General features: G+C 63.0%; 28 protein-coding genes. 16 read left to right on the top strand and 12 right to left on the bottom strand.

Features of this window, described 5'->3' with window-relative positions:
* Positions 1–3: 3 nt before the first annotated feature.
* The 11 genes from flgK to FRAAU_RS10165 all read right to left on the bottom strand — a co-directional run bounded on the left by flgK (position 4) and on the right by FRAAU_RS10165 (position 10,187).
* Positions 4–1,893 carry a flagellar hook-associated protein FlgK gene (gene flgK, locus FRAAU_RS10215; RefSeq protein ID WP_014403453.1) on the bottom strand — a complete coding sequence of 630 codons (1,890 nt, stop codon included), beginning with the start codon at positions 1,891–1,893 and terminating at the stop codon, positions 4–6.
* Position 1,894: 1 nt separating this feature from the next.
* Positions 1,895–2,914, bottom strand: a complete 1,020-nt coding sequence (gene flgJ, locus FRAAU_RS10210; RefSeq protein ID WP_014403452.1) for a flagellar assembly peptidoglycan hydrolase FlgJ — start codon at positions 2,912–2,914, stop codon at positions 1,895–1,897.
* 27 nt (positions 2,915–2,941) lie between these two features.
* Positions 2,942–4,060 carry a flagellar basal body P-ring protein FlgI gene (locus FRAAU_RS10205; RefSeq protein WP_014403451.1) on the bottom strand — a complete coding sequence of 373 codons (1,119 nt, stop codon included), beginning with the start codon at positions 4,058–4,060 and terminating at the stop codon, positions 2,942–2,944.
* Entirely contained in the window at positions 4,060–4,740 is a 681-nt protein-coding gene (gene flgH / locus FRAAU_RS10200) for a flagellar basal body L-ring protein FlgH (protein ID WP_014403450.1), read from the bottom strand. The genes FRAAU_RS10205 and flgH overlap by 1 nt, the downstream gene beginning before the upstream one ends.
* Before the next feature lie 7 nt (positions 4,741–4,747).
* Entirely contained in the window at positions 4,748–5,533 is a 786-nt protein-coding gene (gene flgG, locus FRAAU_RS10195; protein WP_014403449.1) for a flagellar basal-body rod protein FlgG, read from the bottom strand.
* Between the two features lie 21 nt (positions 5,534–5,554).
* Complete coding sequence (gene flgF, locus FRAAU_RS10190) at positions 5,555–6,298, bottom strand: flagellar basal-body rod protein FlgF (RefSeq protein WP_014403448.1); 744 nt, start codon at positions 6,296–6,298, stop codon at positions 5,555–5,557.
* An 8-nt stretch (positions 6,299–6,306) separates the two neighbouring features.
* A complete protein-coding gene (flgE, locus tag FRAAU_RS10185) occupies positions 6,307–7,539 on the bottom strand; it encodes a flagellar hook protein FlgE (protein ID WP_014403447.1) in 1,233 nt (410 codons plus the stop codon).
* Between the two features lie 49 nt (positions 7,540–7,588).
* Positions 7,589–8,248 (bottom strand): flagellar hook assembly protein FlgD, encoded by a 660-nt coding sequence (locus FRAAU_RS10180; RefSeq protein ID WP_014403446.1) that lies wholly within the window; start codon positions 8,246–8,248, stop codon positions 7,589–7,591.
* Between the two features lie 15 nt (positions 8,249–8,263).
* Entirely contained in the window at positions 8,264–8,704 is a 441-nt protein-coding gene (gene flgC, locus FRAAU_RS10175) for a flagellar basal body rod protein FlgC (protein WP_014403445.1), read from the bottom strand.
* A complete protein-coding gene (gene flgB, locus FRAAU_RS10170) occupies positions 8,704–9,117 on the bottom strand; it encodes a flagellar basal body rod protein FlgB (RefSeq protein ID WP_014403444.1) in 414 nt (137 codons plus the stop codon). Before flgB ends, flgC begins: the two co-directional genes overlap by 1 nt.
* A 125-nt stretch (positions 9,118–9,242) precedes the next feature.
* Positions 9,243–10,187, bottom strand: coding sequence for a chemotaxis protein (locus FRAAU_RS10165; RefSeq protein ID WP_014403443.1), 945 nt, complete (start codon positions 10,185–10,187; stop codon positions 9,243–9,245).
* Between the two features lie 186 nt (positions 10,188–10,373).
* Between FRAAU_RS10165 and FRAAU_RS17865 the strand changes: the two genes are divergently transcribed.
* The 16 genes from FRAAU_RS17865 to FRAAU_RS10090 all read left to right on the top strand — a co-directional run bounded on the left by FRAAU_RS17865 (position 10,374) and on the right by FRAAU_RS10090 (position 23,019).
* Entirely contained in the window at positions 10,374–11,738 is a 1,365-nt protein-coding gene (locus FRAAU_RS17865; protein WP_014403442.1) for a methyl-accepting chemotaxis protein, read from the top strand.
* A gap of 47 nt (positions 11,739–11,785) precedes the next feature.
* The gene (flgA, locus tag FRAAU_RS16535; RefSeq protein ID WP_052317878.1) at positions 11,786–12,406 is read left to right on the top strand and encodes a flagellar basal body P-ring formation chaperone FlgA; all 621 of its coding nucleotides are present in this window, start codon (positions 11,786–11,788) and stop codon (positions 12,404–12,406) included.
* Positions 12,407–12,441: 35 nt separating this feature from the next.
* Entirely contained in the window at positions 12,442–12,606 is a 165-nt protein-coding gene (locus FRAAU_RS17415; protein WP_169314736.1) for a hypothetical protein, read from the top strand.
* Complete coding sequence (flgM, locus tag FRAAU_RS10150) at positions 12,533–12,844, top strand: flagellar biosynthesis anti-sigma factor FlgM (RefSeq protein ID WP_014403440.1); 312 nt, start codon at positions 12,533–12,535, stop codon at positions 12,842–12,844. The genes FRAAU_RS17415 and flgM overlap by 74 nt, the downstream gene beginning before the upstream one ends.
* Before the next feature lie 19 nt (positions 12,845–12,863).
* Positions 12,864–13,316 carry a flagella synthesis protein FlgN gene (locus FRAAU_RS10145; RefSeq protein WP_014403439.1) on the top strand — a complete coding sequence of 151 codons (453 nt, stop codon included), beginning with the start codon at positions 12,864–12,866 and terminating at the stop codon, positions 13,314–13,316.
* 160 nt (positions 13,317–13,476) lie between these two features.
* Positions 13,477–13,836, top strand: a complete 360-nt coding sequence (locus FRAAU_RS17410) for a hypothetical protein (RefSeq protein WP_014403438.1) — start codon at positions 13,477–13,479, stop codon at positions 13,834–13,836.
* A gap of 5 nt (positions 13,837–13,841) precedes the next feature.
* Entirely contained in the window at positions 13,842–14,162 is a 321-nt protein-coding gene (locus tag FRAAU_RS16965; RefSeq protein ID WP_014403437.1) for an STAS domain-containing protein, read from the top strand.
* A 12-nt stretch (positions 14,163–14,174) separates the two neighbouring features.
* On the top strand, positions 14,175–14,540 hold the full coding sequence (locus FRAAU_RS10130) for a response regulator (RefSeq protein ID WP_217176292.1): 366 nt from the start codon (positions 14,175–14,177) through the stop codon (positions 14,538–14,540).
* 5 nt (positions 14,541–14,545) lie between these two features.
* Complete coding sequence (locus FRAAU_RS10125; RefSeq protein WP_014403435.1) at positions 14,546–16,531, top strand: chemotaxis protein CheA; 1,986 nt, start codon at positions 14,546–14,548, stop codon at positions 16,529–16,531.
* 66 nt (positions 16,532–16,597) lie between these two features.
* Positions 16,598–17,092 carry a chemotaxis protein CheW gene (locus FRAAU_RS10120; protein WP_014403434.1) on the top strand — a complete coding sequence of 165 codons (495 nt, stop codon included), beginning with the start codon at positions 16,598–16,600 and terminating at the stop codon, positions 17,090–17,092.
* A gap of 23 nt (positions 17,093–17,115) precedes the next feature.
* Complete coding sequence (locus tag FRAAU_RS10115) at positions 17,116–18,831, top strand: methyl-accepting chemotaxis protein (protein ID WP_041271034.1); 1,716 nt, start codon at positions 17,116–17,118, stop codon at positions 18,829–18,831.
* Between the two features lie 4 nt (positions 18,832–18,835).
* Positions 18,836–19,696: a CheR family methyltransferase gene (locus tag FRAAU_RS10110; protein ID WP_014403432.1), complete on the top strand. Its 861-nt coding sequence runs from the start codon at positions 18,836–18,838 to the stop codon at positions 19,694–19,696.
* The gene (locus FRAAU_RS10105) at positions 19,693–20,325 is read left to right on the top strand and encodes a chemotaxis protein (protein WP_014403431.1); all 633 of its coding nucleotides are present in this window, start codon (positions 19,693–19,695) and stop codon (positions 20,323–20,325) included. Before FRAAU_RS10110 ends, FRAAU_RS10105 begins: the two co-directional genes overlap by 4 nt.
* Positions 20,322–21,452 (top strand): protein-glutamate methylesterase/protein-glutamine glutaminase, encoded by a 1,131-nt coding sequence (locus FRAAU_RS10100; protein ID WP_014403430.1) that lies wholly within the window; start codon positions 20,322–20,324, stop codon positions 21,450–21,452. The genes FRAAU_RS10105 and FRAAU_RS10100 overlap by 4 nt, the downstream gene beginning before the upstream one ends.
* A gap of 20 nt (positions 21,453–21,472) precedes the next feature.
* Positions 21,473–22,702, top strand: coding sequence for a methyl-accepting chemotaxis protein (locus FRAAU_RS10095; protein ID WP_014403429.1), 1,230 nt, complete (start codon positions 21,473–21,475; stop codon positions 22,700–22,702).
* A gap of 8 nt (positions 22,703–22,710) precedes the next feature.
* Complete coding sequence (locus tag FRAAU_RS10090; RefSeq protein ID WP_014403428.1) at positions 22,711–23,019, top strand: STAS domain-containing protein; 309 nt, start codon at positions 22,711–22,713, stop codon at positions 23,017–23,019.
* Positions 23,020–23,025: 6 nt separating this feature from the next.
* On the opposite strand, the gene kynU is transcribed toward FRAAU_RS10090, so the two are convergent.
* Positions 23,026–24,306, bottom strand: a complete 1,281-nt coding sequence (gene kynU, locus FRAAU_RS10085; protein WP_014403427.1) for a kynureninase — start codon at positions 24,304–24,306, stop codon at positions 23,026–23,028.
* Positions 24,307–24,322: the final 16 nt, after the last annotated feature.

Below are 24,322 nucleotides of genomic sequence, written 5' to 3'. Positions count from 1 at the left end.
GGATCAGCTCCGGATGGCGGAAAGCAGGCTGGAGAAAATGGACTGGGCGGTCGAGATCGCCTGAGCCGAGGCCTGATAGGCCTGCTGGAACTTGACCAGATTGCTGGCCTCCTCGTCCTCGCTGACACCGGAAACGCTTTGCTGCGCCGCCACGGCATTGGTGTACAGCGCCGACTGGGTAGTGTTGTTGGTCGAGGCCTGGCTGCCGATGGTCCCGATATAGCTGGTCAGCTGGGTTGCCGAGTCGATGATCGAGCTGCTTCCATTGCCCAGCGTCTTGCTGTCGGACAGCGCGGCCAGCTTCAAGGCATTGGTGTTGTCGCTGAGGCCCTTGGTGTTGGCCGAAACGCTGAAGCTGTCGCCGGCGGCCGGGTTGCCACTGAGGCTCAGAGTCCAGCCGTTGGCGCTGATGCCCTTGCTGGCGTCGTAGGTGCCGCTGCTGAGCACATTGTTGCTGGCATCCAGCACCTCATAATCCGTGGCCGAGGTGAACTTGACGCTGGCACTGTCGAGCAGGCCGTTCTGGCTGCTGTCGGTGACGGTCAGGCTCTTGACGGTCGTCGCGCCGGTATTGCTGCTGCTCGCGGTGGCGACCACGGCGGCCGCGGCGGCGATACCGGCCGGATCGGTCATGCTGACCGAGAGGCTGCTGGCAGCATCGGCGGTCGGCTTGATCTGGTAGCTGTCCCCGTCTTTGGCCGTGCCGCTGACGGTGAAGGTCATGCCGGCGGCGGAAAGGGTGCCATCGCTGTTGGTGGTGAGGCTGACCGACTGGCCGCCGGTGGTGCTGAGGCTCCACGCGCCGTCCTGACGACGCAGAATGTAATTGGAGGTGGTCAGCGCGCTGGTATTGCTGATGCTGGCCGATACGGTGGCGTCGCCGGTATTGGCCGAAGAGGCGGCGACCGAGGGGGCGGCGGTGCTGAAAATCGCGGCACCTTGTTTGCCGTTCAGATCCAGACCAGCCGCCTGCTGGCTGTTGACGCTGCTGGCCAGGCCCAGGGCGCTGAGACCCAGCATGTTCTCGCTGGTGCTGAGTACATTGTCGCGATAGCTGATCAGGCCGCCAAGGCTGCCGCCACTGATCTGGCTGCTGATGACGCTGCCGTTGCTGTCGGTGACTTCGGTCTGGGTGGCGTCGTAGGCATTGCCGGCGGTGCCCAGCGCATTGGCCTGGCTGCCTGCGACCAGCGCCTGGCCGGACTGGGTATATACGCTGATGCTGCCATCGCTCTGGGTCTGGGCACTGATGCCGACATAACCGGCCAGCTGGGTGACCAAGGCATCGCGCTGGTCGAGCAGGGCGTTGGAGCCGCCGCTGGAGGTGGTCCCGTTGCCACCGGTGATGGCGGTGTTGAGGGTCGCGATCTGCGAGGTCAGGCTGTTGATGCTGGTGACGGTATCCCCGATCTGCTGGTTCACCGATTTCTGCTGCGCCGCGAACTGGCTGGCCAGCGTGTTGTAGTTGGTCGCCGCGGCGGTTGCATCCCCCAGTACGGTCTGCCGCACGGAGGTATCCGAAACGGCGCTGGAGACGCTGGTGAAGCCGCTGAAGAGACTGTCCAGCGAAGTCTGCAGACTGCCGCTGCCACTGAGAGCGTTGTTCAGCGTGGTCGCCAGATCGTTGTAGGTCGAGGCCGACTGGGAGGCGCTGTTGGTGCTCCATACCGCGGCGGTCAGATAGGGGTTGCTGGCGCGGGTGACGCCGCTGACCGTGACGCCGGAACCCATGGCATAGCCGTCGCCACGGGTCACCACCGAACTCTCGCTTTGCTGCACGCTCTGCCGGCTGTAACCGGTGGTGTCGACATTGGCGAGGTTGTTGCTGGTGGCCGCGAGGCCGGCTTTGGCCGCATTCAAGCCGGAAATGGCGATGCTCAACAGGTTGGACATATCAATTCTCTTCAGGCGCTGCCGACTGTATCGGCGTCGACGTTGAATTCTTGAGGCTTTGCAGGGCCTCGCGCATCATCGGACTGTTGGCGATGGCCATCACCTTGGCCGCGTACTCGGGGTCTGTCGCATAGCCGCCGTTGACCAGTCCGCTGGCAAAGGACAGGGCATCGTCACCATGTCCCTTGACGCTGGCATAGCGCGGATCGCTGGCAATCAGATGGGCGTAGTCGTCGAACGAGTCCTTGGCCGAGGCATAGGCCCGGAACTGGGCGACCTTGCGAACGGCCACGCCGCCTTCATATTCCAGCGTAGGCACATTGACACGCTCGCCACCCCAGCTGCCGCCGGCCTTGATGCCGAACAGATTGAAGCTGCTGCCCTTGGCATGATCGGCCGGAATATTGCGGCCCCAGTGGGACTCCAGCGCTGCCTGGGCCAGCAGCAGGCGGAAGGAAAGCCCCAGTTTTCTGGCGGCGGCCATGGCATGGGGCGCCAGTTCCTTGACGAACTCGGTTGCCGAGGCTGGCATCCATCGTTCGATGGTCTTGCCGCCTTGCTGCAGCAGATGGTCGGCGACATGGATCACGCGATTCGACCAGTCATCGACGGGGGCTGCGGTCGCATGGGCGTCGGGCAGGCCATGGGCGGTCTGCGTCTTGTCAGTGCCGCCTGTGGCGTGGTCGGGGCTATCGCTGTCCGTCCCGCCTGTCTGTCCGCCCAACTGGCGCACCAGCATCTCGGCAATGCCCAGGCCCTTGCCGTGCTGGGTCAGGTTCAAGGACAGCTGCTGATCGTAGAGATCGCGCCAGGTGTCGGTCGCCTGCGAGTCGAACTCCGGGTCCGAAGGGGTGGCATCCCGCATCGACTTCAGCATCATCTGGGTAAACATTGCCTCGAACTGGCGGGCGACGGCCGGCAGCGCGCTCTTGCTGTCCTGTCCGGCCTGCTGGCGCAGGGAGGCAAACCCGCTGAGATCAGTCCAGGTCGACAGGCTGTGGCCAATGGAGGCATCCGTCATCCAGTCATCCTCTCGGGGAAGTGTTCATCAGATCACGATCAACTGCGCATGCAGTGCGCCGGCTTCCTTCAGGGCCTGCAGAATGGAAATCAGATCGCTGGGCGTGGCGCCGACCTCGTTCACGGCCCGCACGATCTGGTTCAGATCGACGCCGGGGCCGAAGCGGAACATGTGGGCACCGTTTTCGGAAATATCGACGCTGCTTTGCGGCACGATGGCGGTCTGTCCGCCCGAAAACGCGCCGGGCTGGCTGACCTGCGGGTTTTCGCTGATGGTGACCGTGATCGATCCGTGGGAGACCGCTGCCGGGCTGACCTGCACGGTGGAATTGATCACCACCGTACCGGTCCGCGAGTTCACGATGACCTTGGCGGGTGCATCGGCCGGCGTGACATTGATGGCTTCGATGGTGGCCAGGTAAGCCACTGTCTGACCGGGATCCGCTGGAGCGCGGACCACGATGGTGGCCGCATCCTGGGCCACGGCGGTGCCGCGTCCCAGCTGCGCATTGATGGCATTGGCGACCCGTGCGGCGGTTTCGAAGTTCGGCGAATACAGATTCAGCCGCACCATGCCGCCATTGGACAACATGGTGGGCACGGCGCGTTCCACCGTGGCACCGGCCGGAATCCGGCCGCTGTTGGAGATATTGATCTGTACGCTGCTGCCGCTGGCACCCTGGCCATTGATGCCGCCGATGGCGACGCTGCCCTGGGCCATGGCGTAAACCTCGCCATCGGCGCCGTGCAAGGGGGTCAGCAGCAGCTCGCCGCCGCGCAGGCTGCGGGCATTGCCGATAGAGGCCACCGTGACATCGATGGCCTGGCCGGGTTTGGCAAAGGGGGGCAGCTCAGCGGTGACCATGACTGCCGCGGAATTGCGCAGCTGGGTGCGATTGACCATGTTGGCCGGGATATTGATGCCGAACTGCTGCAGCATATTGGTGATGCTTTGCGTCGTGAACGGCACCTGGGTGGTCTGGTCACCCGAGTTGTCCAGGCCGACGGCCAGACCGTAGCCGACCAGCTGGTTGCTGCGCGAGCCGGCCACCTGTGCAATGTCGGTGATGCGTTCGGCATGCGCGATACCCGTCGCCAGGCAGGTCAGCAGCACCAGGGCGCCTCTGAAACATCCGGTGGCGCGCATCAGTACGGGGCCCAGCGCGAGTTGAAGAAGCGGCTGAGCCAGCCCTGGGTATTGCTGTCGGCCACCGCGCCACGTCCGGCGTAAGTGATCCGGGCATCGGCGACGCGATAGGATTCGACGGTATTGTCCTGGGCGATATCCACCGGCCGCACGATACCTGATATACGGATCAGCTCCTGACCCTGGTTGATGGTCAGCCATTTCTCGCCGATGACCAGCAGGTTGCCATTGCTGAGACGCTTGGCCACGGTGACGGTGATTTCGCCGGTCAGGTCATTGCTCTGGGTGCTGGTGCCGGCACCGGCAAAGGCATGCTTGCTGCCGACGCCAAGCAAAGCGCCTCCCGAGGCGGGATAGGTCACGCCGTTCACGGTCGGGCCGTTCATATTGTCGGAATTGGTCTTGCTGGTGGTGGTGGTGGCCTGCTTGGTCGCCGCCGTGCTCTCGTTGAGGGTGATGGTCAGGATGTCGCCGATCCGGTGCGCACGTGCGTCGGTGAACAGTTCCATGTCCGAGTTGCTGCCATGATAAATGGCGCCATCGGTAGGCGGAGCAGCGGCAACATCCGGATCGGTCGGTCCGAAACGAGGATCTTCGCGCACGGACGGGGCCAGTGCGGCGCAGCCGCCAAGACACAGAAGCAACAGGGAAGCAACAGAGAGTGATACGGACCTGGACATGATCGGCTTACAGGTTGGTCGTCAGATTCTGCAGCATGTCGTCGTCGGCGCTGATGACCTTCGAGTTCATTTCATAGGTGCGCTGGGTTTCGATCATGCTGACCATTTCCTGCACCACGTTCACGTTCGATGATTCCAGCGAGCCCTGCAGCAGGGTGCCCAGGCCGTTCAGTCCGGGCTGGCCGGTCTGCGGCGCGCCACTGGAAATCGTTTCCAGATACAGGTTCTGGCCCATCGGCTGCAGGCCGGCAGGATTGATGAAGGTCGCGGTCTGCAGGCTGCCGATCTGGGCGGCCTGACTGGAGCCGTTGGAGGTCGCGGACACGGTGCCGTCGGTACCGATGGTGATGCTGGTGGTATTGGCCGGTACCGTGATCGAGGGCGAAATGGGGTAGCCGTCCGACGTGACCAGCTGACCGTTCTGGTCCATCTGCAGCGAGCCATCGCGAGTATAGGCCAGGGTGCCGTCGGGCAGGGTCACCTGCAGAAAGCCCTGACCCTGGATGGCGACATCCAGCGAATTGCCGGTCTGCTCCACGCTGCCTTGGGTGAACAGCTTTTCAGTGCCCGAGATCTTCACGCCGGTGCCCAGCATCAGGCCGGAAGGCGACTGGGTCTGCTGGGTAGTCTGGGCACCGGGCTGACCTTTGTTCTGGTAGATCAGATCCTGAAACGTCGCACGCGATGACTTGAAGCCGGTGGTGCTGGCGTTGGCGATATTGTTGGAAATGACATCCATCTGGGTCTGCTGGGCATTCAGACCGGTTTTGGCGATCCACAGGGATGAGAGCATGGCAATGGGGCCTTGGGATGGTTAACTGTTTTGCAGCAGGGCTTGCGTCGACTGCTCATTGCTGTCGGCATTCTTGATGGATTGCATCTGCATGTCGAACTGGCGTGAGATCGAGATCATCGAAACCAGTGCGGTGGACGGATTGACATTGCTGCCTTCCAGGCTGCCGGCCTCCACGGTCACGCCGGGATCCATGGCGGCCTGGGTGCCGTTCTGCATGTGCATCAGCCCGTCCGACTGCTTGACCAGCTGGCTGCGATCCGGATTGACCAGTTTCAGCTGACCCAGCTGGCCGACCGAGTTGGGGTCCTGGCCGAGCGAAACCGCCGACAAGGTGCCATCCTGGCCAATGGTGATGCGATGGCTTTGCGGCAGGGTGATGGTGCCGCCGGTGGCGCTGACCACGGGATTGCCCTTGGCATCGGTCAGCAGGCCGTCGCTGGTGATCTGCAGATCACCGGCCCGGGTATAGCCTTCGCTGCCATCGGGCGACTGCACGGCCAGCCAGCCGCTGCCTTTGATGGAAACGTCCAGGTCACGGCCCGTGGAGATCTGCGGACCTTCGCTGAAGTCCTGGCCGAGTCCCTTGGCGACCACGTTGGCGCGGCTGGCTTCGCCATCTCCGAGCACGGGTATGGCCGTCATGGCGCTCAGCTCGCTCTTGAAACCGGTGGTCGAGGCATTGGCCAGATTGCTGGCCACCTCGTCCTGCATCCGGGTCAGCTGCGCGGCGCCGGTCATCGAGATATAGAGAGAGCGATCCATGGCCTGCCTTAGCGCGAGATGGCCGACATCAGGGTGCTGGTCAGCGTGTTGGTGGTGCTCAGCACCTGGGCGTTGGCCTGGTAAGCCTGCTGGGCCTGGATCATCGCCACCAGCTGGGACGTGGTGTCGGCGGTGGTCGAGCTTTCCAGTGAGCCGGACTGCAAGTCACCGAACTGCCCGGAATTGGCGGTGCCCATGATGGCCTGGCCCGAGGTGGACGTGGCCTTCCAGTTGGTGTTGCCGACCTGGGCCAGGCCTTGTTCGTTGGTGAAATTGGCCATGGCCAGCTGACCGACCTGGGTGTCCTGGCCATTCGAGTAATTGGCGGTGACGATGCCATCGCTGCCGATGTCGATCGAGGCCAGAGTGCCGGCCTGATAGCCGTCCTGAGAGACGGTGCCCGCGCTGTAGGACGTGCCGTACTGGGTGCTGCCGGACATGTCCAGGGTGATGTTGACCGGGCTGGCGCCGTTGCTGGGCGTGTATGTTGCCAGAGCGAGCTTGCCTGAGCTGGGGCTCGACAGCTGGCCATTGCTGTCGAACGTCAGATCAAGGCCGCTCGAGGGCGTGACGTCGGTGCCGTCGACCACGGCATGGGCCTGCCAGCTGTTGGTGCCGGTTTTGACGTAGTACATCGTGACGGCATGGGTCTGGCCCTGCGAGTCGTAGGCCGTGAAGGTGGTGGTGTTGTTGTAGCTGGTGGAGTCGCTGGCACTGAACGGGGTCGTCGTGGGCGTGGTGGCTCCCGAGGGGAGATTGGCCACGATCTTGGCGCTGGTGGTCGCCTGGGCGGCACCCTCCGAGGTGGGGATCGACAGATTGATCAGATGACTGGTGTCGAAGGTGCCTTCCGTGGCGCCCGGCGCATAGACTTGCAGGTTGTAACCCTCGGCATTGATCACGTCACCGCTGGAATTGGTGTGAAAATTGCCGGCACGGGTATAGGCGTAGCCATTGCCGGTATTCAGAGTAAAAAAACCGTTGCCGTCGATGGCGACATCGAGACTGTTGCCTGTCGACTCGATATCGCCCTGGTTGAACAGCTGGGCGGTATCCGTCAGTCGAGTGCCGCTGCCCACGCCCACCGTCGACAGGTTGTAGGCCGTCGAGGAGAAAATATCGCCGAACTCCGCACGTGAGGCTTTGAAGCCGGTGGTATTGGTGTTGGCGATATTGTTGGAGATCACATTCAGATCGGACTGCGCGCCGAGAATGCCACTCAATGCCGTATTCAGGCCCATGTCTGTCTACCTCGAAATCTTGGAATGAAGGATGCCGGCGGGCCGGGGCTCAGTAGATTCTGGAAATCTTTGCTAGCGCGACCTCGCCCACGCCATCTACATCGAGCGTGGTGGAACTGCCGCTGCTGGTCGACGGATTGACGCTGACGACCTGGCCGGCGGCATAGGTGCTCAAGGCGGTAGTGCCGCTCATGGCGCTCATGGTGTAGGTGCCCGAGGCCAGAGCCTGGCCCGAACTGTCGGTACCGTCCCATTTGAATTCGGTGAGGCCGCTGCTGGTGGCGGTGACCGGGACCGAGGCTACGGTATTGCCGCTGGAATCCTTGATGGCGACATTGACGGTGCCGGCAGCGGTCATGTCGATGGCGCCCACGGCCGGAGTGCCCGAGGTATAGGTCAGGCTGCTGCTAGGGGCCATCACGTACTGCCCCACCAGACTGGTCGAGCTCAGGGCCTGCGAGGTCTGCAGACTGGATGAGAGGGCCGACACGGTCGAGTTGATGTTGTTGGTGGCCGACAGCTGGCTGAACTGGGCCATTTCCGACACGAACTGCGTATTGTCCACCGGCTTGGTCGGATCCTGGTATTTCAGCTGGGTGGTCAGCAGAGTCAGGAAGTCACTTTGGCTGAGCGTGGCGCTGGAGCTGATGGCGCTGCTGAGCGAACTGGTTGAGCTGGTCGAGGTGCTGCTGGTGATGGACGTCGTCAAGGGGGTGCCCTGTGTTTACTGGCCGAGGGTGAGGGTTTTCAACATCAGACTCTTGGCATTGTTCATGACTTCGACGTTGCTCTGGTAGGAGCGGGAGGCGGAAATCATGTTGACCAGTTCGTCGATCGGGTTGACGTTGCTGCCATAGACAAAACCGCTCTCGTCGGCCAGCGGGTTGTCCGGCTCGTAGCGGCTGCTGATGGGCTGGTTGCTTTCGGAAATGCCCAGCGAACGCACGCCGGCCGAGGCGGCATCGGCATCCGTATCCGGAAAGCCGCCCGCTTCGGTGACGGCCTTCTTGATCGTGGCGAACAAGGGTTCCTTGGCGCGGTAAGCCGTATCGGGGCTGTTGCTGACCGTGTCGGCATTGGCGAGATTGCTGGCGGTGGTGTTCAGCCGCAGCGATTCGGCTGCCATGCCGGAGCCCGAAATCTGGAAAATGGACAGCATCGACATCAGTTGCTCCCCGTGATGGCGGTTTTCAGCAATTGCACTTGGGCATTGATAAAGCTGAGGCTGGCCTGGTAATGCACGGTATTTTCCGCGTAGGCCGAGTCCTCCATCTGGGTGTCCACGGTATTGCCGTCCATGCTGGGCTGCATCGGCTGCCGGTACAGCAGCTCGGCTTGGCTGACCGACGCCGGCTGGTTGCCGATATCGTTGCTGCTGGTCACGGTCAGTGGCAGCTCCTGGCTCTGGCCGGTGGCGGCACCGAGCACGCTGCGGAAATCCAGGTCGCGGGCCTGGTAGCCCGGCGTATTGGCGTTGGCCAGGTTGTTGGCCAGCACCGTGGTGCGTCGCTCCCACAGACTGAGCGCGTCGCCATGCATGCCGAAAGGTGAGCTGAGGGAGCTGATCGAACCGTCCATTCAGGAATCTCGTGGAAGCCTGAACATCACCAAGCATGGAATGTGCCAAGTCATATCCCTCGGATTGCAAAGGATATTTTCTTGAAGCTTTCTGATCTCGCCAAAATAACGTCGGTGATCAAGGCTCAGTGCTTGCGGAGCATGTCCTGTACGGTCTGGCTGAGTTCGCCCGGGTCGAATTTGGCGAGAAAGCGATCGGCGCCGGCACTGGTGGCCTGCTGGTCGTTGAATACGCCGCTGAGCGAGCTGTGCAGCAGAATCGGCAGGGTTCGCAGGCTGGCGGTCTCGCGGATCTTGCGGGAGAGGGTGTAGCCATCCATCTGCGGCATTTCAATATCCGAGATCACCAGGTCGAAGCCGGCGGGGCCGTGTTCCGGATCGGGCTGTGCGCTGCGATCCTCCAGCAGGGACAGGGCCTGGGCGCCGTCATTGGCTGTCATATAGTCAAGGTTGAGCTGGTCCAGCAGACGGGTGATCTGGCGGCGGGCCACGGCAGAGTCATCGACGACCAGTACCCTATGGCGTGACGGCAAGGGGGTGGCATTCGTGGCCTGGGCAATAGTCGGAATGGAGTGCGGAATTTCTTCGGAGGCCGGTTCAATACTGGCCAGGATCTGTTCGACATCGATGATGGCCACAATATGGTTGTCGACATGCGTCAAGGCATTGACGCGCCCGCCATAAGTCAGGACGCTGTTGGGCTGGGTCAGCTCGGTTCCCTTGCAATGGATGATGCGGTCCGGCTGGCCGATGATGAAGCCCTGCCGGCTGCGATTGAATTCAGTAACCATCAAATGAGCGCTGTCCTGGCCCGTCAGCGGCGGATAAGACATTGCGCTGGCAAGGTCGATCACCGCAATCTCTTCGCCGCGGTAGTTGCAGCCACCCGCGACCAAAGGGTGCATGCCGGGCAGGCGCTCCAGTTCGGGCAGGCGCAGCACTTCACGCGTCTTCAGGATATTGATGCCGAAGCGGACATTGTCGCCCAGCCGGAACGTCAGCAGAGCCAGCCGGTTGTAGCCAGCCAGCTGGGTGAAGGGTTCGGTGCGTGAAGCGGGCGCTGCGATCATGCGGGTACGGCCGTGATTCAGAAAACAGGGACTGTATCGGCCGACTCGCGCCAGGCTTTAGGCCTGCTCGACAGAGGGGTGTTGCGAGGCAGGCGGTCGGTTTTCGGGCACGTTTCTTGCAGTGTACGCAGGGATTTTTTCGACATGCGGGCGGGGCGGTTGCCATGCCTTCGGGAGCATAGACAGATGGGTTGGTTGAATAGTGATCGCGTGGCCACCTTGGCGCAGGCCATTGCCGCGGGCAATGCCATGGAAGCGCAGCGTCTGATTCAGCACGACAAGCGGCTGGCGCGCAGCATGGGCGTATTGGTGGCGCAGATGCAGGCGGTGCCGCCTGTCTTGCCTCCTGCTCCGGTGGCGGCTGCCGTTGCTGCGCCGGTGCCGACGGTCGATGCGCAGGATATGGCGCAGCGTGTCGTGGTGGATCTGGTCGAGCGTCAGGACGAGGTACTGGACGGCGCATTGACGCTGGGCGTGCGTCAGCGTCAACAGCTGGATCGGCTGGAAGGGGTGCAGTCCGGCGTTGGAGATTTGACGCGGGATGGTGAGCAGCTGACCGGCTCTCTGGCCGAGGTGCACAGCTGTGTCGGTGAAGCCATGCAGGTGCGCGGACGCATGACGGGCCGTGCGTCGGAGCTGGATGGAACACTGCAACTGCTGCGCGGTGCCCTCGCCTCCATGGCGCATACCCATAATCAGTTCAGTGCCTTTTTCGAGAAAATCGGTCGGTTGACTTCGGCCATCCAGGAGATTGCGCATCGCACCAATCTGGTGGCCTTGAATGCCGCGATCGAGGCGGCGCGTGCCGGCGAGGCCGGGCGCGGCTTCGCGGTCGTGGCTGACGAGGTCAAGTTGCTGGCTGAAAAGACGACAGCCTCCACCGGCGAGATCGAGGTCGCGACCAAGTCGGTGGCCCAGTATGCCGGTGATCTGGAGCATGCCGTGGCGGATTGCCTGTCAGGCCTGGATCGCACGTCACAGGGACTGACCTCGCTGAGTCAGCAGCTGGATGCCGCCGACAGCTTGTGGGGACGGCTGGATCAAGGCATGCAACAGCTGGATGCGGGGGCTTCGCGGTGGCGTGGCGGCCTGGCTGAAGCTGCCCGCTCGATGGCGGCCGTGCATCAGGGGCTGGAAGATCTCGAGCGGCAGCAGGAGACGATTCTGGTGCAGGCCATGCAGGGCCGCACTCAGGCCTTGCAGAGTCTGGATGCGGGTGGTCCTTCGGCGGTGCCGGCGCTGTATGCCGCCTTGCGCGGTCTGCAATATGCCTTGCTGGCGGCGGATGCGGCGCCGCAGCGGATCGAAAGGACCTGGTTCGACTGCCGGCCGGTTGAGCGGCTCCTGGCCAAGTGTGGTGCCAGCCTGGGCGAGCCGGGACTGACTCAGGTTCGGCAGCTGTTGAACGATTACCTGGTGGTGTCTGCCGAGTACCAGAAGTCTCTGCAGGAGGGGCGTCGAGAGGCGGCCGAGGCCGCCGTCGCTGGCGTGCGAAGTCGTCTGCAGGCGGCGGTGACCCAGGTCATGGGCGTGATGCGCGGCGCGGCATGATGGGACGATGGCTTCTGTGCGGCTTGCTGGGTCTCGCCGGGGCATGCATGGGAGCGGATTTGGATCAGCTGGCGCAGCGCGCGGTCCGGTCGGTGGCTCCGCCCGGGGCTGATCCGGAGTTCACCGGTTTCGGGAGTGCGGCCGTCGCCGGTATGGCGCGGACATGCCGTGGCGTACTGGATAGGCAGGTAGTCACCTCCAGGCTGGCGCCGCGGATGGAAGTTCGATTCCAGTGTCATGACGTGCCGGGCTGGGTGACGCATCGGGTAGTGTTGTGGCATGTATACCAGCCTGTATTGGTGACTTCCCGGCCGCTGGCCCGGCTGGATGCGATCAATGCGGACACGGCACGATTCGAGCGGAGGGATCTGACCCTGCTGGGTTATGGTTACATTACTGACGCATCGATTCTCGGGCAGCGCTATGTGGGACGGCCACTGGGTGCAGGTGTGGTCTTGACGCCATCGATGCTGATGCATCACGAGTTGATCAGGACGGGTGACCAGGTGCTCTTGCAGAGCCGTTTCGATGGATTGGTGGTGCAGGTTGCCGCGATGGCGTTGTCCGGCGGTGATCAGGGGGATCGGGTCCGTGTGCGCAACAGCTCGTCGGGCAAGGTCGTAGAGGCCGTCGTGATGGCCCAGGGTGTGGCGCAGGTCTTGCCTTGAGTCAGGGCGGTCGCTGTCAGTACCGATGTGGCGCTATGTCACGCAACCTGCCATTCAGGGGTAAAGTTTCCCCGGTGGTGGCCGATAAGAGCTACCAGAGCAACAAGCCGCAACGGGACAAAGGTCATGGTCACTTCAATCAAGCCGGGATCGATACCGGGATATTCGCCGGCATCGGCAGCAGGCAGGGCGCAGGCTGACAATGCCTCGACGAATGCTGCCGGTGGCGCGCGCATGTCGACCGACGCGGATCGCTTCGAGCTGACGCCACAGGCTCGTGCCGTGGCTGAGGCCAGTCTGCAAACCGGCGACATGCCGGTCAACACCGCCAAGGTGCAGGCCCTGCGGCAACAGATTGCCGATGGCAGTTATACGGTGGATGCGCAAAGCATTGCTGCCAAGTTGACGCAGCTGGACAGTTCACTGGCTGGTGACTGACGGATCGGGGAGTGATGCAATGGACGATATCATTCCCGGCCTGACTGCTTTGGTCGCCGAGATGGCGGTGGTGGTCGAAGAGATGTGTGTCGTGCTGCGTGCCGAGCGCGAAGCGCTGGATCGATACGACAGCGATGCGCTCAATGAAGCCAGCGCTCTGAAATCCCGCACCCTGGTCAGGCTCGACGAGCTGGATGCCGAGCGGGTGCTGATGTTGCGGGCAGCTGATCTGGATCCTCAGGAAGGCATGGCGGAAATCGATGGATGGCAGCCGTTGCTGCAGCAGCTGGCCATCGGGCGGGATCTCAATCACGAGAATGGCGAAATCGTGTCCCGGCGTCTGCGGCAGGTCAGGCAGGCATTGACGATGTTGAACCAGATGGCGGGCTCCAGTGGGGCCGAGGCCGAGGTCTACGGTCCCAAAGGCCTGTCCAGGCAGCGCGGGGGGTCGTCCACTCTTGGCAAGGCTTGATGCGACGCAGTTCCGGCCTGATCGTGCAGTGTCTCACAATACATGAAATTGGCCGTGGGAAAGGCTGAATTTGCGCTTAAGTTCGTTCCGGCGAAGCCGATATGAGCCTGTTGGGACTTAGCGTGCGTCGATGACGCCTTCAATTTGTGAGAGCTGCTTTATGAAACTGACCCTGTCCGGGATGTTGTTGTGCAGTATGGCCGCCGGCCCTGCATTCGCCGATTGCACGGCCAAGGATTTCAGCATCGAGGGGCTCAAGGTCGAGACCACTCAGGTGGGTCGACCCATGGTCATTACCGGGCATTTGGTCAATCACTGCGGCTCGGCCGCGGCCGCGCAGATCAAGATCGAGGCGTTGGACAGCAGCGGAAACTCGATACAGAGCCGCATGGGATGGCCCGGTGGCACCACCAATCTGGCGCCGGGAGATTCGGCTTCGTTCAGCATGGGTCGCATGTTCCGCTATTCCTCCGACATGGCTTCCTATCGGGCCGCCGTGGTCGCTGCCCGAGTCTGGTGACGGCCATGGGCGCGACCGGCCTTGGATCATCGACCCCTCTGGTCTTGAGCGGTGATTGGCGGATCGGGCGACTGGAACCCCACCGGGTCTGCTTGCTGAAGGCTCTGGATTCGGCTTCGACCGGATTCGATCTGGATGCGTCCGGTATCACCCATATCGATACGCTCGGGCTGCAGTTGCTGGCCGTGTTCGTGCAGCAATGCCTGCGTCGGCAGATCACGATCCATTGGTCGGCGCGGCCCCCGCTGTTGCAAGAGAGTGGCGCCCGGCTGGGACTGGATACCCTTTTGGCGTGGCCGGCCGATGCGTCGGCCGGAACTATTTGAACAGGTAGAAAACTGATGGCAAAGATACTGGCAGTGGACGATTCGGCTTCGATGCGCAGCATGGTGGCTTTCACTTTGCGTGGCGCGGGGCACGAGGTGGTCGAGGCCGAAAACGGGCAGCTGGCCCTGGATCAGGCCAAGCTGGCGGCTTTCGATCTGGTGCTGGCGGATGTCAATATGCCGGTCATGGACGGCATCACCCTGGTCCGCGAGCTGCGCCAGCTGCCGGCTTACACCGGTGTGCCCATTCTGGTGCTGACCACCGAGTCGCACACCGACAAGAAGATGGAAGGCAAGGCCGCCGGCGCGACAGGCTGGCTGGTGAAGCCGTTCGATCCGGAAAAGCTGCTGGCCACCATCCAGCGCGTGCTCGGCTGACAGCCATGTCGACAGTTGACCTGAGTCAATTCCATCAAGCCTTTTTTGATGAGAGTCTTGAGGGACTTGATGCCATGGAGACGGCGTTGCTCGCCCTCGGCGAGCAGGGCGCCGATCCGGAGCTGGTCAACACCATTTTTCGAGCGGCCCATTCGATCAAGGGCGGTGCGGCGACTTTCGGCTTTGCCGATATTGCCGCATTCACCCATATCGCCGAATCCTTGCTGGACGAGGTACGCAACGGTCATCGGGTAGCCGATCCGGCCTTGATCGATCTGTTTCTGCGTTGCGTGGATACGCTGAGGCACATGTTCGATCGTGTCGGAGCCGGTCAGGTGGCTGCTGACGCCGACAGCGACGCCCTGAAAGCCGAACTGGCCGCTTATGCACAAGGCGGAGCGCCGATTCCCGGCGCGACGGCGGCCGTTGCTGCCGCCTCCGTGGCTGCGCCAGAGGCTTGTCGCCAGTGGCGTATCAAGTTTCTGCCCAAGCCGGCCATGTACAAGGGCGGCAACGACAGTGTGCGCATTTTCAAGGAGCTGCAGGGTCTGGGCCGGTTGCAGGTGGTCCGGGTGTTGCCGTTGCCCTTGGAGTCCTGGCCCGGTCTCGAGGGTCTGGCCGTGGACGAAGCCTTTCTGGGCTGGGATCTTGAGCTGTACGGTGCCGGTCGCGATGCGGTTGATGAGGTGTTCGAGTGGCTGGATGGTGACTGCGAAGTCACCATCGAGGAGCTGGTCGAGCGCCGCCAGCCCCGCCCTGCCGCGGCTCCTGCGTCGGCCGAGTCGCGCCAGTCTTCGGGTCCGCGAGGTGAATCGGGTTCGATCCGTGTCGATATCGCCAAGGTCGATGCCTTGATCGACATGGTCGGGGAGCTGGTCATCACCCAGGCCATGCTGCAGGAGTCGAGGCAGGAATTGTCGAGTCGATCCCATCCTGCGCTGATGGCCGGGCTGGCGGCGCTGGCACGACATACCCGGGACCTGCAGGACATGGTCATGGGCATCCGGATGCTGCCCATCGGCCAGGTGTTCCAGCGTTTTCCTCGGGTGGTGCATGATCTGGAAGCCAAGCTGGGCAAGAAGGTCCGCCTGCAGCTGGTCGGCGAACACACCGAGGTCGACAAGACGGTGATGGAGAAGATCGGCGATCCCTTGACCCACCTGGTCCGCAATGCCATCGACCATGGCCTGGAGACGCCCGAGCGCAGGCTGGCGGCAGGCAAGGACGAAACCGGTCTGCTGCAGCTGGAGGCCTTCCATCGGGGCGGCAATGTGGTGGTGGAGATATCCGATGACGGAGCGGGCCTGAATCGTCCGGCGATTCTGGCCAAGGCGCTGGAGCGAGGCATCATCAGCAGTGGCGAGGGCCTGAGCGACGCCGCCATCGACGAGCTGATTTTCCAGCCCGGTTTTTCCACCGTAGCCCACGCCACGGATCTGTCCGGTCGCGGTGTGGGCATGGATGTGGTCCGCAAGAACGTGGCCGCGCTGGGCGGCGTGGTCAAGGTCCGCAGCCAGACCGGCAAGGGCAGTGCCTTCACCATCGTGTTGCCGCTGACACTGGCGATCATCGAGGGGCTGGTGGCGCGGGTCGCGGGCGAGCGCTACATCCTGCCGCTGGTGGCGATTGTCGAGTCGGTGCCCCTGGCCGGCCACGAACTGAGGGTTCTGCCCGGCGGTAGTGAGCTGTTCAATTTCCGCGACAGCTATCTGCCGCTGGTGCGTCTGGCCAGCGTATTCCGCTGCGAGTCCACGGTGGATGCGCGTTCCGGCGTGGTCGTCGTGGTCGAATGCGAGGCTGGCCGCATGGGCATCGTGGTCGATGAATTGCTGGGCCAGCAGCAGGCGGTGGTCAAGTCATTGGAAACCCATTATCAGCGGGTAGCCGGTCTGCAAGGCGCGACCGTACTGGGTGACGGCTCGGTGGCCTTGATCATCGATGTGGACGGGCTGCGCTCCATGGCGCGGGAGGCGCACCATGTCGGCCAGTAATTATGTTGTGCCACGGCGGGTGGCGATTTTCTCCGGCCTCCGTGCCGGACTCTGCGGTGAAACCCCATGAATGATGTTCAAACCAGTGCGGCTGTGCAGCACCTGACCTTCAATCTCGCCGATGAGGAATACGGCATCGACATCCTCTCGGTCCGCGAAATTCGCGGCTGGAGTCCGGTGACGCGCATTCCGCAGGCGCCTGACTACGTCCTTGGCGTGATCAATCTGCGCGGCGCGATCGTGCCGGTGCTGGACATGCGCATCCGCTTCGGCCTGCCGGTGGTCGAGCGCGACAAGAACGCGGTGACGATCATTGTCGCCATCAACGAGAGGAATTTCGGCATCGTGGTCGACAACGTCTCGGACGTCGTCAGCATCGGCTCAGACCAGATCCAGCCGGTGCCGGATATGGGGGCGGTCATCGACACCCGATATCTGCGCGGTCTGGTGCGTCAGGATGATCGGATGGTGCTGCTGCTGGATATCGAGAAGCTGATGAAGCCCGATGACATGGAGTCATTGAACGCGGCGCTGCCGGCCGCGGCGGATGTGGTGGCCTGATTATGGAAATGCGAGTAGACAACGTGAAATCTTCCCGATTCTTCAGCAAGTGGTTCAGTGTTTCCATCAAGGCCAAGTTGATCAGCCTTTTTTCGTTGCTGGGCGTGATGCTGATCGTCGGCGCCTATATCGGTCTGGGAGGCATGAGCCGGGCCAGCGATGATACCGGCCGGCTGTACAATGAGCAGCTGGTGCCCTTGCGGGAACTGGACGAGGCGGCCCGGGCTCTGATGAACAGTTTTCTCAGCCTCGGCGAGGCGGATTATCACGCCGATGACAAGCATGTCCTGCAACAGAAGCTGCATGATGTCGAGACAAGTATCACGGCAGCCGATCATGGTCTGGCTCAGGTGGAAAAGGGATCAGCCATCTGGTCGTCGACCGAGCGCAAGGACTGGACTGCACTGCGCGGTTCCGAGCATGACCTGATCGATTCGATGCATCAGGTTATTGACGGCATGCAACAAGGGCAGGACGGCATTCGCGACAGCATCTACAACGATGCGCTGCCGATGCTGGCGATTTTCCAGAGCAATCTGCGTCGCGTGATCAATGATCAGCGCGACACCGTGGAATCGCTCTATACCGCCCAGGTGCATCGTCTCAAGCTGGTCCGGCTGGTGACTCTGGTCGCCCTGGTGCTGGGTCTGTTGCTGGCCGCCGTGGTGGTAACGGTCGTGATCCGCTCCATCGTGCGGGCGCTGCATCATACGGTGACGGTGGCCAATGCCATCTCGAAAGGCGATCTCGGTCATGCCCTGCATGTCGAGAGCCAGGATGAACTGGGCGTGCTGCTGGGTGCCTTCAAGGCGATGGACGAGCGGCTGAGCATGATCGTCGGTCAGGTGCGCCAGAGTGCCGACCTGGTACGGGGGGCTTCGGACGAGATCGCCCGTGGCAGCGATGATCTGGCCAAGCGTACCCAGGATCAGGCCGCCAGCCTGGAGGAAACTGCGGCATCGATGGAAGAGATGACTTCCACCGTCAAGCAGAATGCCGAAAACGCCAGTCATGCCAATCAGCTGGTCAAGGCGACCCGGGATCTGGCCGAACGCGGCAACGAAGGCATTGCCCGCACGGGCGGGGCGATGACCGATCTGCGCAAGTCCAGTCGCCGGATTGCCGATATCGTCGGCCTGATCGATGAAATCGCGTTCCAGACCAATCTGCTGTCACTCAATGCCGCGGTCGAAGCGGCGCGAGCCGGTGATCAGGGCCGGGGGTTTGCGGTGGTGGCCTCCGAAGTACGCAATCTGGCGCAGCGCAGCGCCGAGGCGGCCAAGGAAATCAAGGCGTTGATCAGCGACAGCATGGAGCGCGTCGACGTGGTCGGCAACATGGCCGAGGAAAACGGCAAGGTCCTCGGCGAGATCGTGGAGAGCGTGCGCAAGGTCAGTGACATCGTCGCCGAGATTGCCGCGGCAAGCTATGAGCAGTCTGCCGGCATCGATCAGGTCAACAGCGCGGTCACCCAGATGGATGATTCGACCCAGCAGAATGCCGCCCTGGTCGAAGAAACAGCGGCTTCGGCACGGATGATGCAGGAGCAGGCCACCGATCTGGCCCAGCAGATGGCCTTTTTCCGCGTCAACGGCAGCGCCGGTGCCCGGACGGTTGCATCCCCCTCGGCAGGACCGGCAGTGCCTGCCAGCGCCGCCGTGCCGGCGAAGCCGGCGCCGACCCATGCGCCGGCGCCGGCAGCCGCGGGCGATTCCGACGCGATCTGGAAGGAATTCTGAGTCGATGGCCTGGGTCCCCACCACGGCTGCGGAACATGGACAGCAACTGTCGGATACGGATTATCGTTTCCTGCGGGATCTGATCCATGCCCGCAGCGGGATTAGCTTGGGTGACCATAAGCAACGGCTGGTGCAGGGGCGTCTGCAGCGGCGGCTGCGGCAATTGGGTCTGGCCAGTTTTGCGGATTATTGCGAACGCGTGCGCGAGAATCCCGAACCGGAAATGGATGCCTTGCTCAGCGCGGTCAGCACGAATGTGACTCGCTTCTTCCGGGAGCCGCATCATTTCGACTATCTGGCTCGCGAGCTGCTGCCGCGTTGTCTGCAGGCTTCCGGCCGGATCAGGATATGGTCCGCCGGCTGCGCCACGGGCGAAGAGGCCTATACTTTGGCGATGATTCTGGAGCAGGCCGTGCGCGAGCACGGGCGGCCGGCGGATGCGCTGATTCTGGCGACTGATCTGTCGGTGGAGGCTCTGGACGTCGCCCGCGCCGGTATTTACCGGGCAGATCAGCTTGTCGACATCCCTTCCGAATTCCGAAGTCGCTGGTTCATGCGCGGCACGGGGGCGCATGAGGGGGAGGTGCGGGTCCGTCCCGAGCTGCATGAATGGATCCGTTTCCAGGCTCTTAATCTCCTGGACGAGTGGCCGATGCAGGGTCGGTTTGACGCGATATTCTGCCGCAATGTAGTGATTTACTTTGATCGCGAAGGCAAGCGCAGGCTGTTTTCGCGATTCAGCCATCAGCTGGCGGCTCAGGGATATGTCTTTTTGGGACATTCCGAGTCAATGGCAGGTCTGTCGGATGATTTCGACTTGATCGGGCGCACCATTTACCGACGACGCCCGGATGCATCGGCATGACCCCGCAACCCTCGTCGACAAGTTCCGTTTCGGCAGATGCAGACCTCGTCCGTTTTTTTGATCCGGCCGTGGGCCGCACGGTGGTCAAGTTGCAGCCAGGTCAGTGCTATGTCACGTCCGACACCGGAGAACTGATTTCGACATTGCTCGGTTCCTGCATTTCGGCCTGTGCCTATGATCCAGCGCTCGGCATTGGCGGTATGAATCATTTCATGCTGCCGGGTGCCAATGGCGGTCTGCGCTGGGGCGAGGCCGGTCGTGCCGCGCGTTACGGCGTGGATGCGATGGAACATCTGCTCAACGAACTGTTCAAGGCCGGGGCGCAACGCCAGCGCCTGCAGGTCAAGCTGTTTGGCGGTGCCCGGGTGATTGCCGGACGGCTGCTGGTTGGTGAGCGGAACATCAGTTTCGCCCATCATTATCTCGCCGTGGAGGGTTTGAGAGTTGCGGCCGAGGACGTGGGCGAGCATTGTGCGCGCCATATTCGCTTTTATCCCGATACTGGACGCGTCCAGGTCCGGCGTCTGCCGATGACGCAGAAGCCGGATATTGTAGAAACCGAGCAGGCCTATGGCGTGCGCCTGATGTCCGATCCGTTGCAAGGACCGATTGAGCTTTTTCATTCATGAATAGTCACGACCCCGCCCGCAAGATCAAAGTGCTGGTGATCGATGATTCGGCCCTGGTCCGCAAATTGCTGACCATGATGCTGGAGCAGGATCCCGCCATCGAAGTCGTCGGCACCGCTTCCGATCCCTATATTGCGCGTGACAAGATCAAGCGCCTGGCCCCTGAGGTATTGACCCTCGATGTCGAAATGCCCGGCATGGACGGGCTGACCTTTCTCGAAAATCTGATGCGGCTGCATCCCTTGCCGGTGGTGATGGTTTCATCGCTGACCAGCGATGGCGCGGATACCACCTTGCGCGCGCTGGAGCTGGGCGCGGTGGATTTCTTCGAGAAGCCGCACCACGATCTGTCCGAGACGCTGACCGTGCTGGCGCCGCAGCTGGCGGCGAAAATCCATGCCGCGGCGGGATCCAGGCCGCGTGCCAGCACCTTGGCGGCACCGCCGCCGAAGCTGAGCGCGGATGCGGTGCTGCCGAAGCGTCCTTCCTTCAGCGGCATTCCCGGCGACAGTCCGGTGATCGCGATCGGAGCTTCCACCGGCGGTACCGAAGCGATCCGCGTCGTATTGGAATCGATGCCGCCGGATGCGCCGCCGATCGTGATCACCCAGCATATTCCGGCGGCCTTCAGCGCACCCTTCGCAGCCCGGCTCGATCGCTGCTCTCCGATGCGGGTGGTCCAGGCCGAGGACGGTCAGCATCTGATGCCCGGTCACGCCTATGTCGCGCCGGGTGATCGCCACCTGATCGTGATCCGTGACGGAGCTCGGTTGGTATGCCGTTTGCACGACGGCCCGGCCGTCGGCCGGCACAAGCCCAGCGTGGATGTGATGTTCCGTTCGGTGGCGATGTGCACCGGGGACCGTGCGGTCGGTGCGCTGTTGACCGGGATGGGTGACGACGGGGCGCGCGGCCTGCTGGAGATGCGCGAGGCCGGTGCGTTGACGGTGGCACAGGACCAGGCCAGTTCGGTGGTCTGGGGCATGCCCGGTTCCGCCTGGAAGATGCAGGCGGCTTCGGAATTGGTATCCATTGATCAGATGGCGGCACGTTTGCTGGCGCTGGTGGCCTCGATGGGGCCGCACACATTCGCCAAGGCGTCAGATGCAGTACGAGGGCAGGGCTGAGAATGGATAGGAAAATCGTGATGGGAACGGGTCTGGCCGCCGGTATGCTGGCGCTGCTGCTGACCCTGGGCTGGTCTGTTCCCATGGCCGGTCCGGTCGCCGTGATCGGCTTGACCGTGATCTGGCTGATCCTGGCCTTGCGCATGCGGCTGGCGGCGCCGGTTCCGGCCTCCGCGCCGGTGGCGGCGGCCCGCCTGGCGGTGGCCGTGCCGGCACCGGTCGCGGAGTCCAGGCTGGCTGAGCCCGGCACGCCGATTTCGATCGAACTGGCCAGTCAGGCGCTCAGTGAAATGCGCGAAGTGGTGGTCAACGAATTGTCGGAGGCTTCCCGCGAGCTGTATCAGGCGCTGGATGTCCTGCATGACGCGGTGGCCGAGCTGGGCGGTGGCTTTGACGGTTTCTCGCGCAAGACCACTCAGCAGCAAAGCCTGCTTGAAGGCGTGCTGGGTGCCAGCGGCGGCGAGGATGGTCTTTCCACCCAGACCTTCATCACCAAGACCGGCGAGCTGCTGCAGCATTTCGTCGACATGGTGGTGCGGCTCTCCGAGGAAAGTCTGCGCGCGGTCTATCGCATCGACGACATGTCCAAGGAGCTGGACGCGGTGTTCGAGTTGCTGAAGAACGTGGACACCATGGCCGACGAGACCAACCTGCTGGCCCTCAATGCCTCCATCGAGGCGGCGCGGGCCGGGGAGGCCGGGCGGGGCTTTGCGGTAGTGGCGGCCGAGATCCGCAATCTGGCGGGTCATTCCAACCAGTTCAACGAGAAGATCGGGGTTCACGTCGAGCGTTCCCGCAAGGTGATGGATCAGGTCCGCGATCTGGTCGGTTCCATGGCGGCTCAGGATATGAGCATGGCCTTGAATACCAAGGGCGACATCGACAGCATGATCATCCGGGTCCGTGAATCCGATGCCTATGTCAACAAGGCGGCAGGCGAAGTGGCCGACATCAGTCGTGGACTGGCCCGTGATGTATCGACCACGGTTCGCTCGCTGCAATTCGAGGACATCCTGCGGCAGCTGATCGACCAGACGCGCAGCCGTCTGATCGACATCCAGCAGGTGGCCGGGGATTGCAGTCACGAAATCGTCGATCTGATCAAGTCCGGTGCCCCGGCGGCCAAGGCCGAGGAAGAGCTGCGCCGGATGCGCGAGCGGCTCGAGGCGCAGCGCGAGAAGACGCGTCTCAGGGGGCGGGGGCCTGCTTTGCAGACCTCGATGGACGCCGGCGACATTGATTTGTTCTGAGATCACTCATGACCCAGCTTATTTCCAGTTACGACGCCCAGAACGATTGCACCACCCTTCATATCGGCGAGCATTTCGATTTTCCGCTGCATCGCGAATTCTATGCGGCCTGCCTGGCCGGCGACCATGTCAGTCGATCGTACGTGATCGACCTGGCGTCGGTCAGGGACATCGACAGTGCCGCCTTGGGCATGTTGCTGCTGCTGCGGGAAAAGGCGGGAGGCGACCGTGCCGACATCCACCTGGTCAATGCGGCGCCGGCCATCCGCAACATGCTGCGGATTGCCGGTTTCGAGCAGCAGTTTTCCATTCACTGAGACAACTCAGCGCCGCATGGCCCGCCATTGCGCCATGGCATCGACGGCCGCGCGGCAGTCGGCATAACGGTTGTACAGCGGGACGGGCGAGAGCCGGATCACATCCGGTTCGCGCCAGTCGCCGATGATGCCGCCATCGGACAGGTGCTCGAACAGGGCCCGGCCCTGATCGCGGCCGCCCAGCACGCGCAGGGACAGCTGCGCGCCGCGGCGTCGCGGGTCGCGGGGGGTGAGGACCTGCACCACGTCGGCCAGTTCGGTATCGATCAGCCACTCCAGATAGCCCGTCAGACGTATCGATTTTTCGCGCAGAGCGGTCATGCCTACTGCCTGGAACAGCTCAAGCGAGGCCAGCAGCGGTGCCATCGCGAAGATCGGAGGGTTGGACAGCTGCCAGCCTTCGGCACCGGGTGTCGCTTCGAAGCGGTCACCCATCTGGAAGCGAGTGGCCTGTTGCTGGCCCCACCAGCCGGCAAAACGGGGCCGGTCTGTCTGGGCGTGACGCTGATGGACAAAGGCGCCTCCGATCGAGCCAGGGCCGGCATTCAGATATTTGTAGCTGCACCACACCGCGAAGTCGACCTCGCTGGCATGCAGCTGCAGGTCGAGGTTGCCGACCGCATGGGCGAGGTCAAAGCCGACCAGACAGCCCTGTGCATGGGCCCAGCGACTGATATCGGCCAGCGGAAAGGCCTGGCCGGTCCGGTATTGCACGGCGGGCAGCAAGGCCAAGGCCAGTTTCGGACCGTGTTCGGCAAAAGCCTCGCAAATGGCCTGGTCGGAGAAGCTGCCATCGGCCTGATCGGGGTGCAGCTCGATCAAGGCCTTGGCCGGATCCAGTCCATGAAAGCGGATCTGCGATTCCACCGCGTAGCGGTCCGAAGGGAAGGCGCCGGCTTCGATCAGGATCGCAGGGCGTTCCGCCGTCGGCCGGTAGAAGCTCACCATCAGCAGGTGCAGGTTGACGCTGAGGCTGTTCATCGCCACCACTTCGTCGTCGCGGGCACCGACCAGTCCGGCCAGCGGTCGGGTCAGGCGGCGGTGATAGTCCAGCCAGGGGCGCCGGCCCTTGAAATGGCCTTCGACGCCGAGGCTGGCCCAGTCCTGCAGTTCCTGCTGCAGCTCGGCAGCGGTCTGGCGTGGCTGCAGGCCCAGCGAATGGCCGCAGAAATAATGACTGTCGGACGCGCCGTGCGGCGGGATCAGAAAGGCGTCGCGACAGTGTCGCAGCGGGTCTGCCGCGTCGGCTGCGGCGGCCCAGGCGGGGTCGGATCGATACTCGGACATGCCGGTTCCTCGTGTC

This window comes from Frateuria aurantia DSM 6220 (genome assembly GCF_000242255.2).
Lineage (GTDB): Bacteria > Pseudomonadota > Gammaproteobacteria > Xanthomonadales > Rhodanobacteraceae > Frateuria > Frateuria aurantia.
The sequence above is the reverse complement of the archived record's forward strand: the minus strand, read 5'-3'. Positions and strand labels throughout refer to the sequence as shown.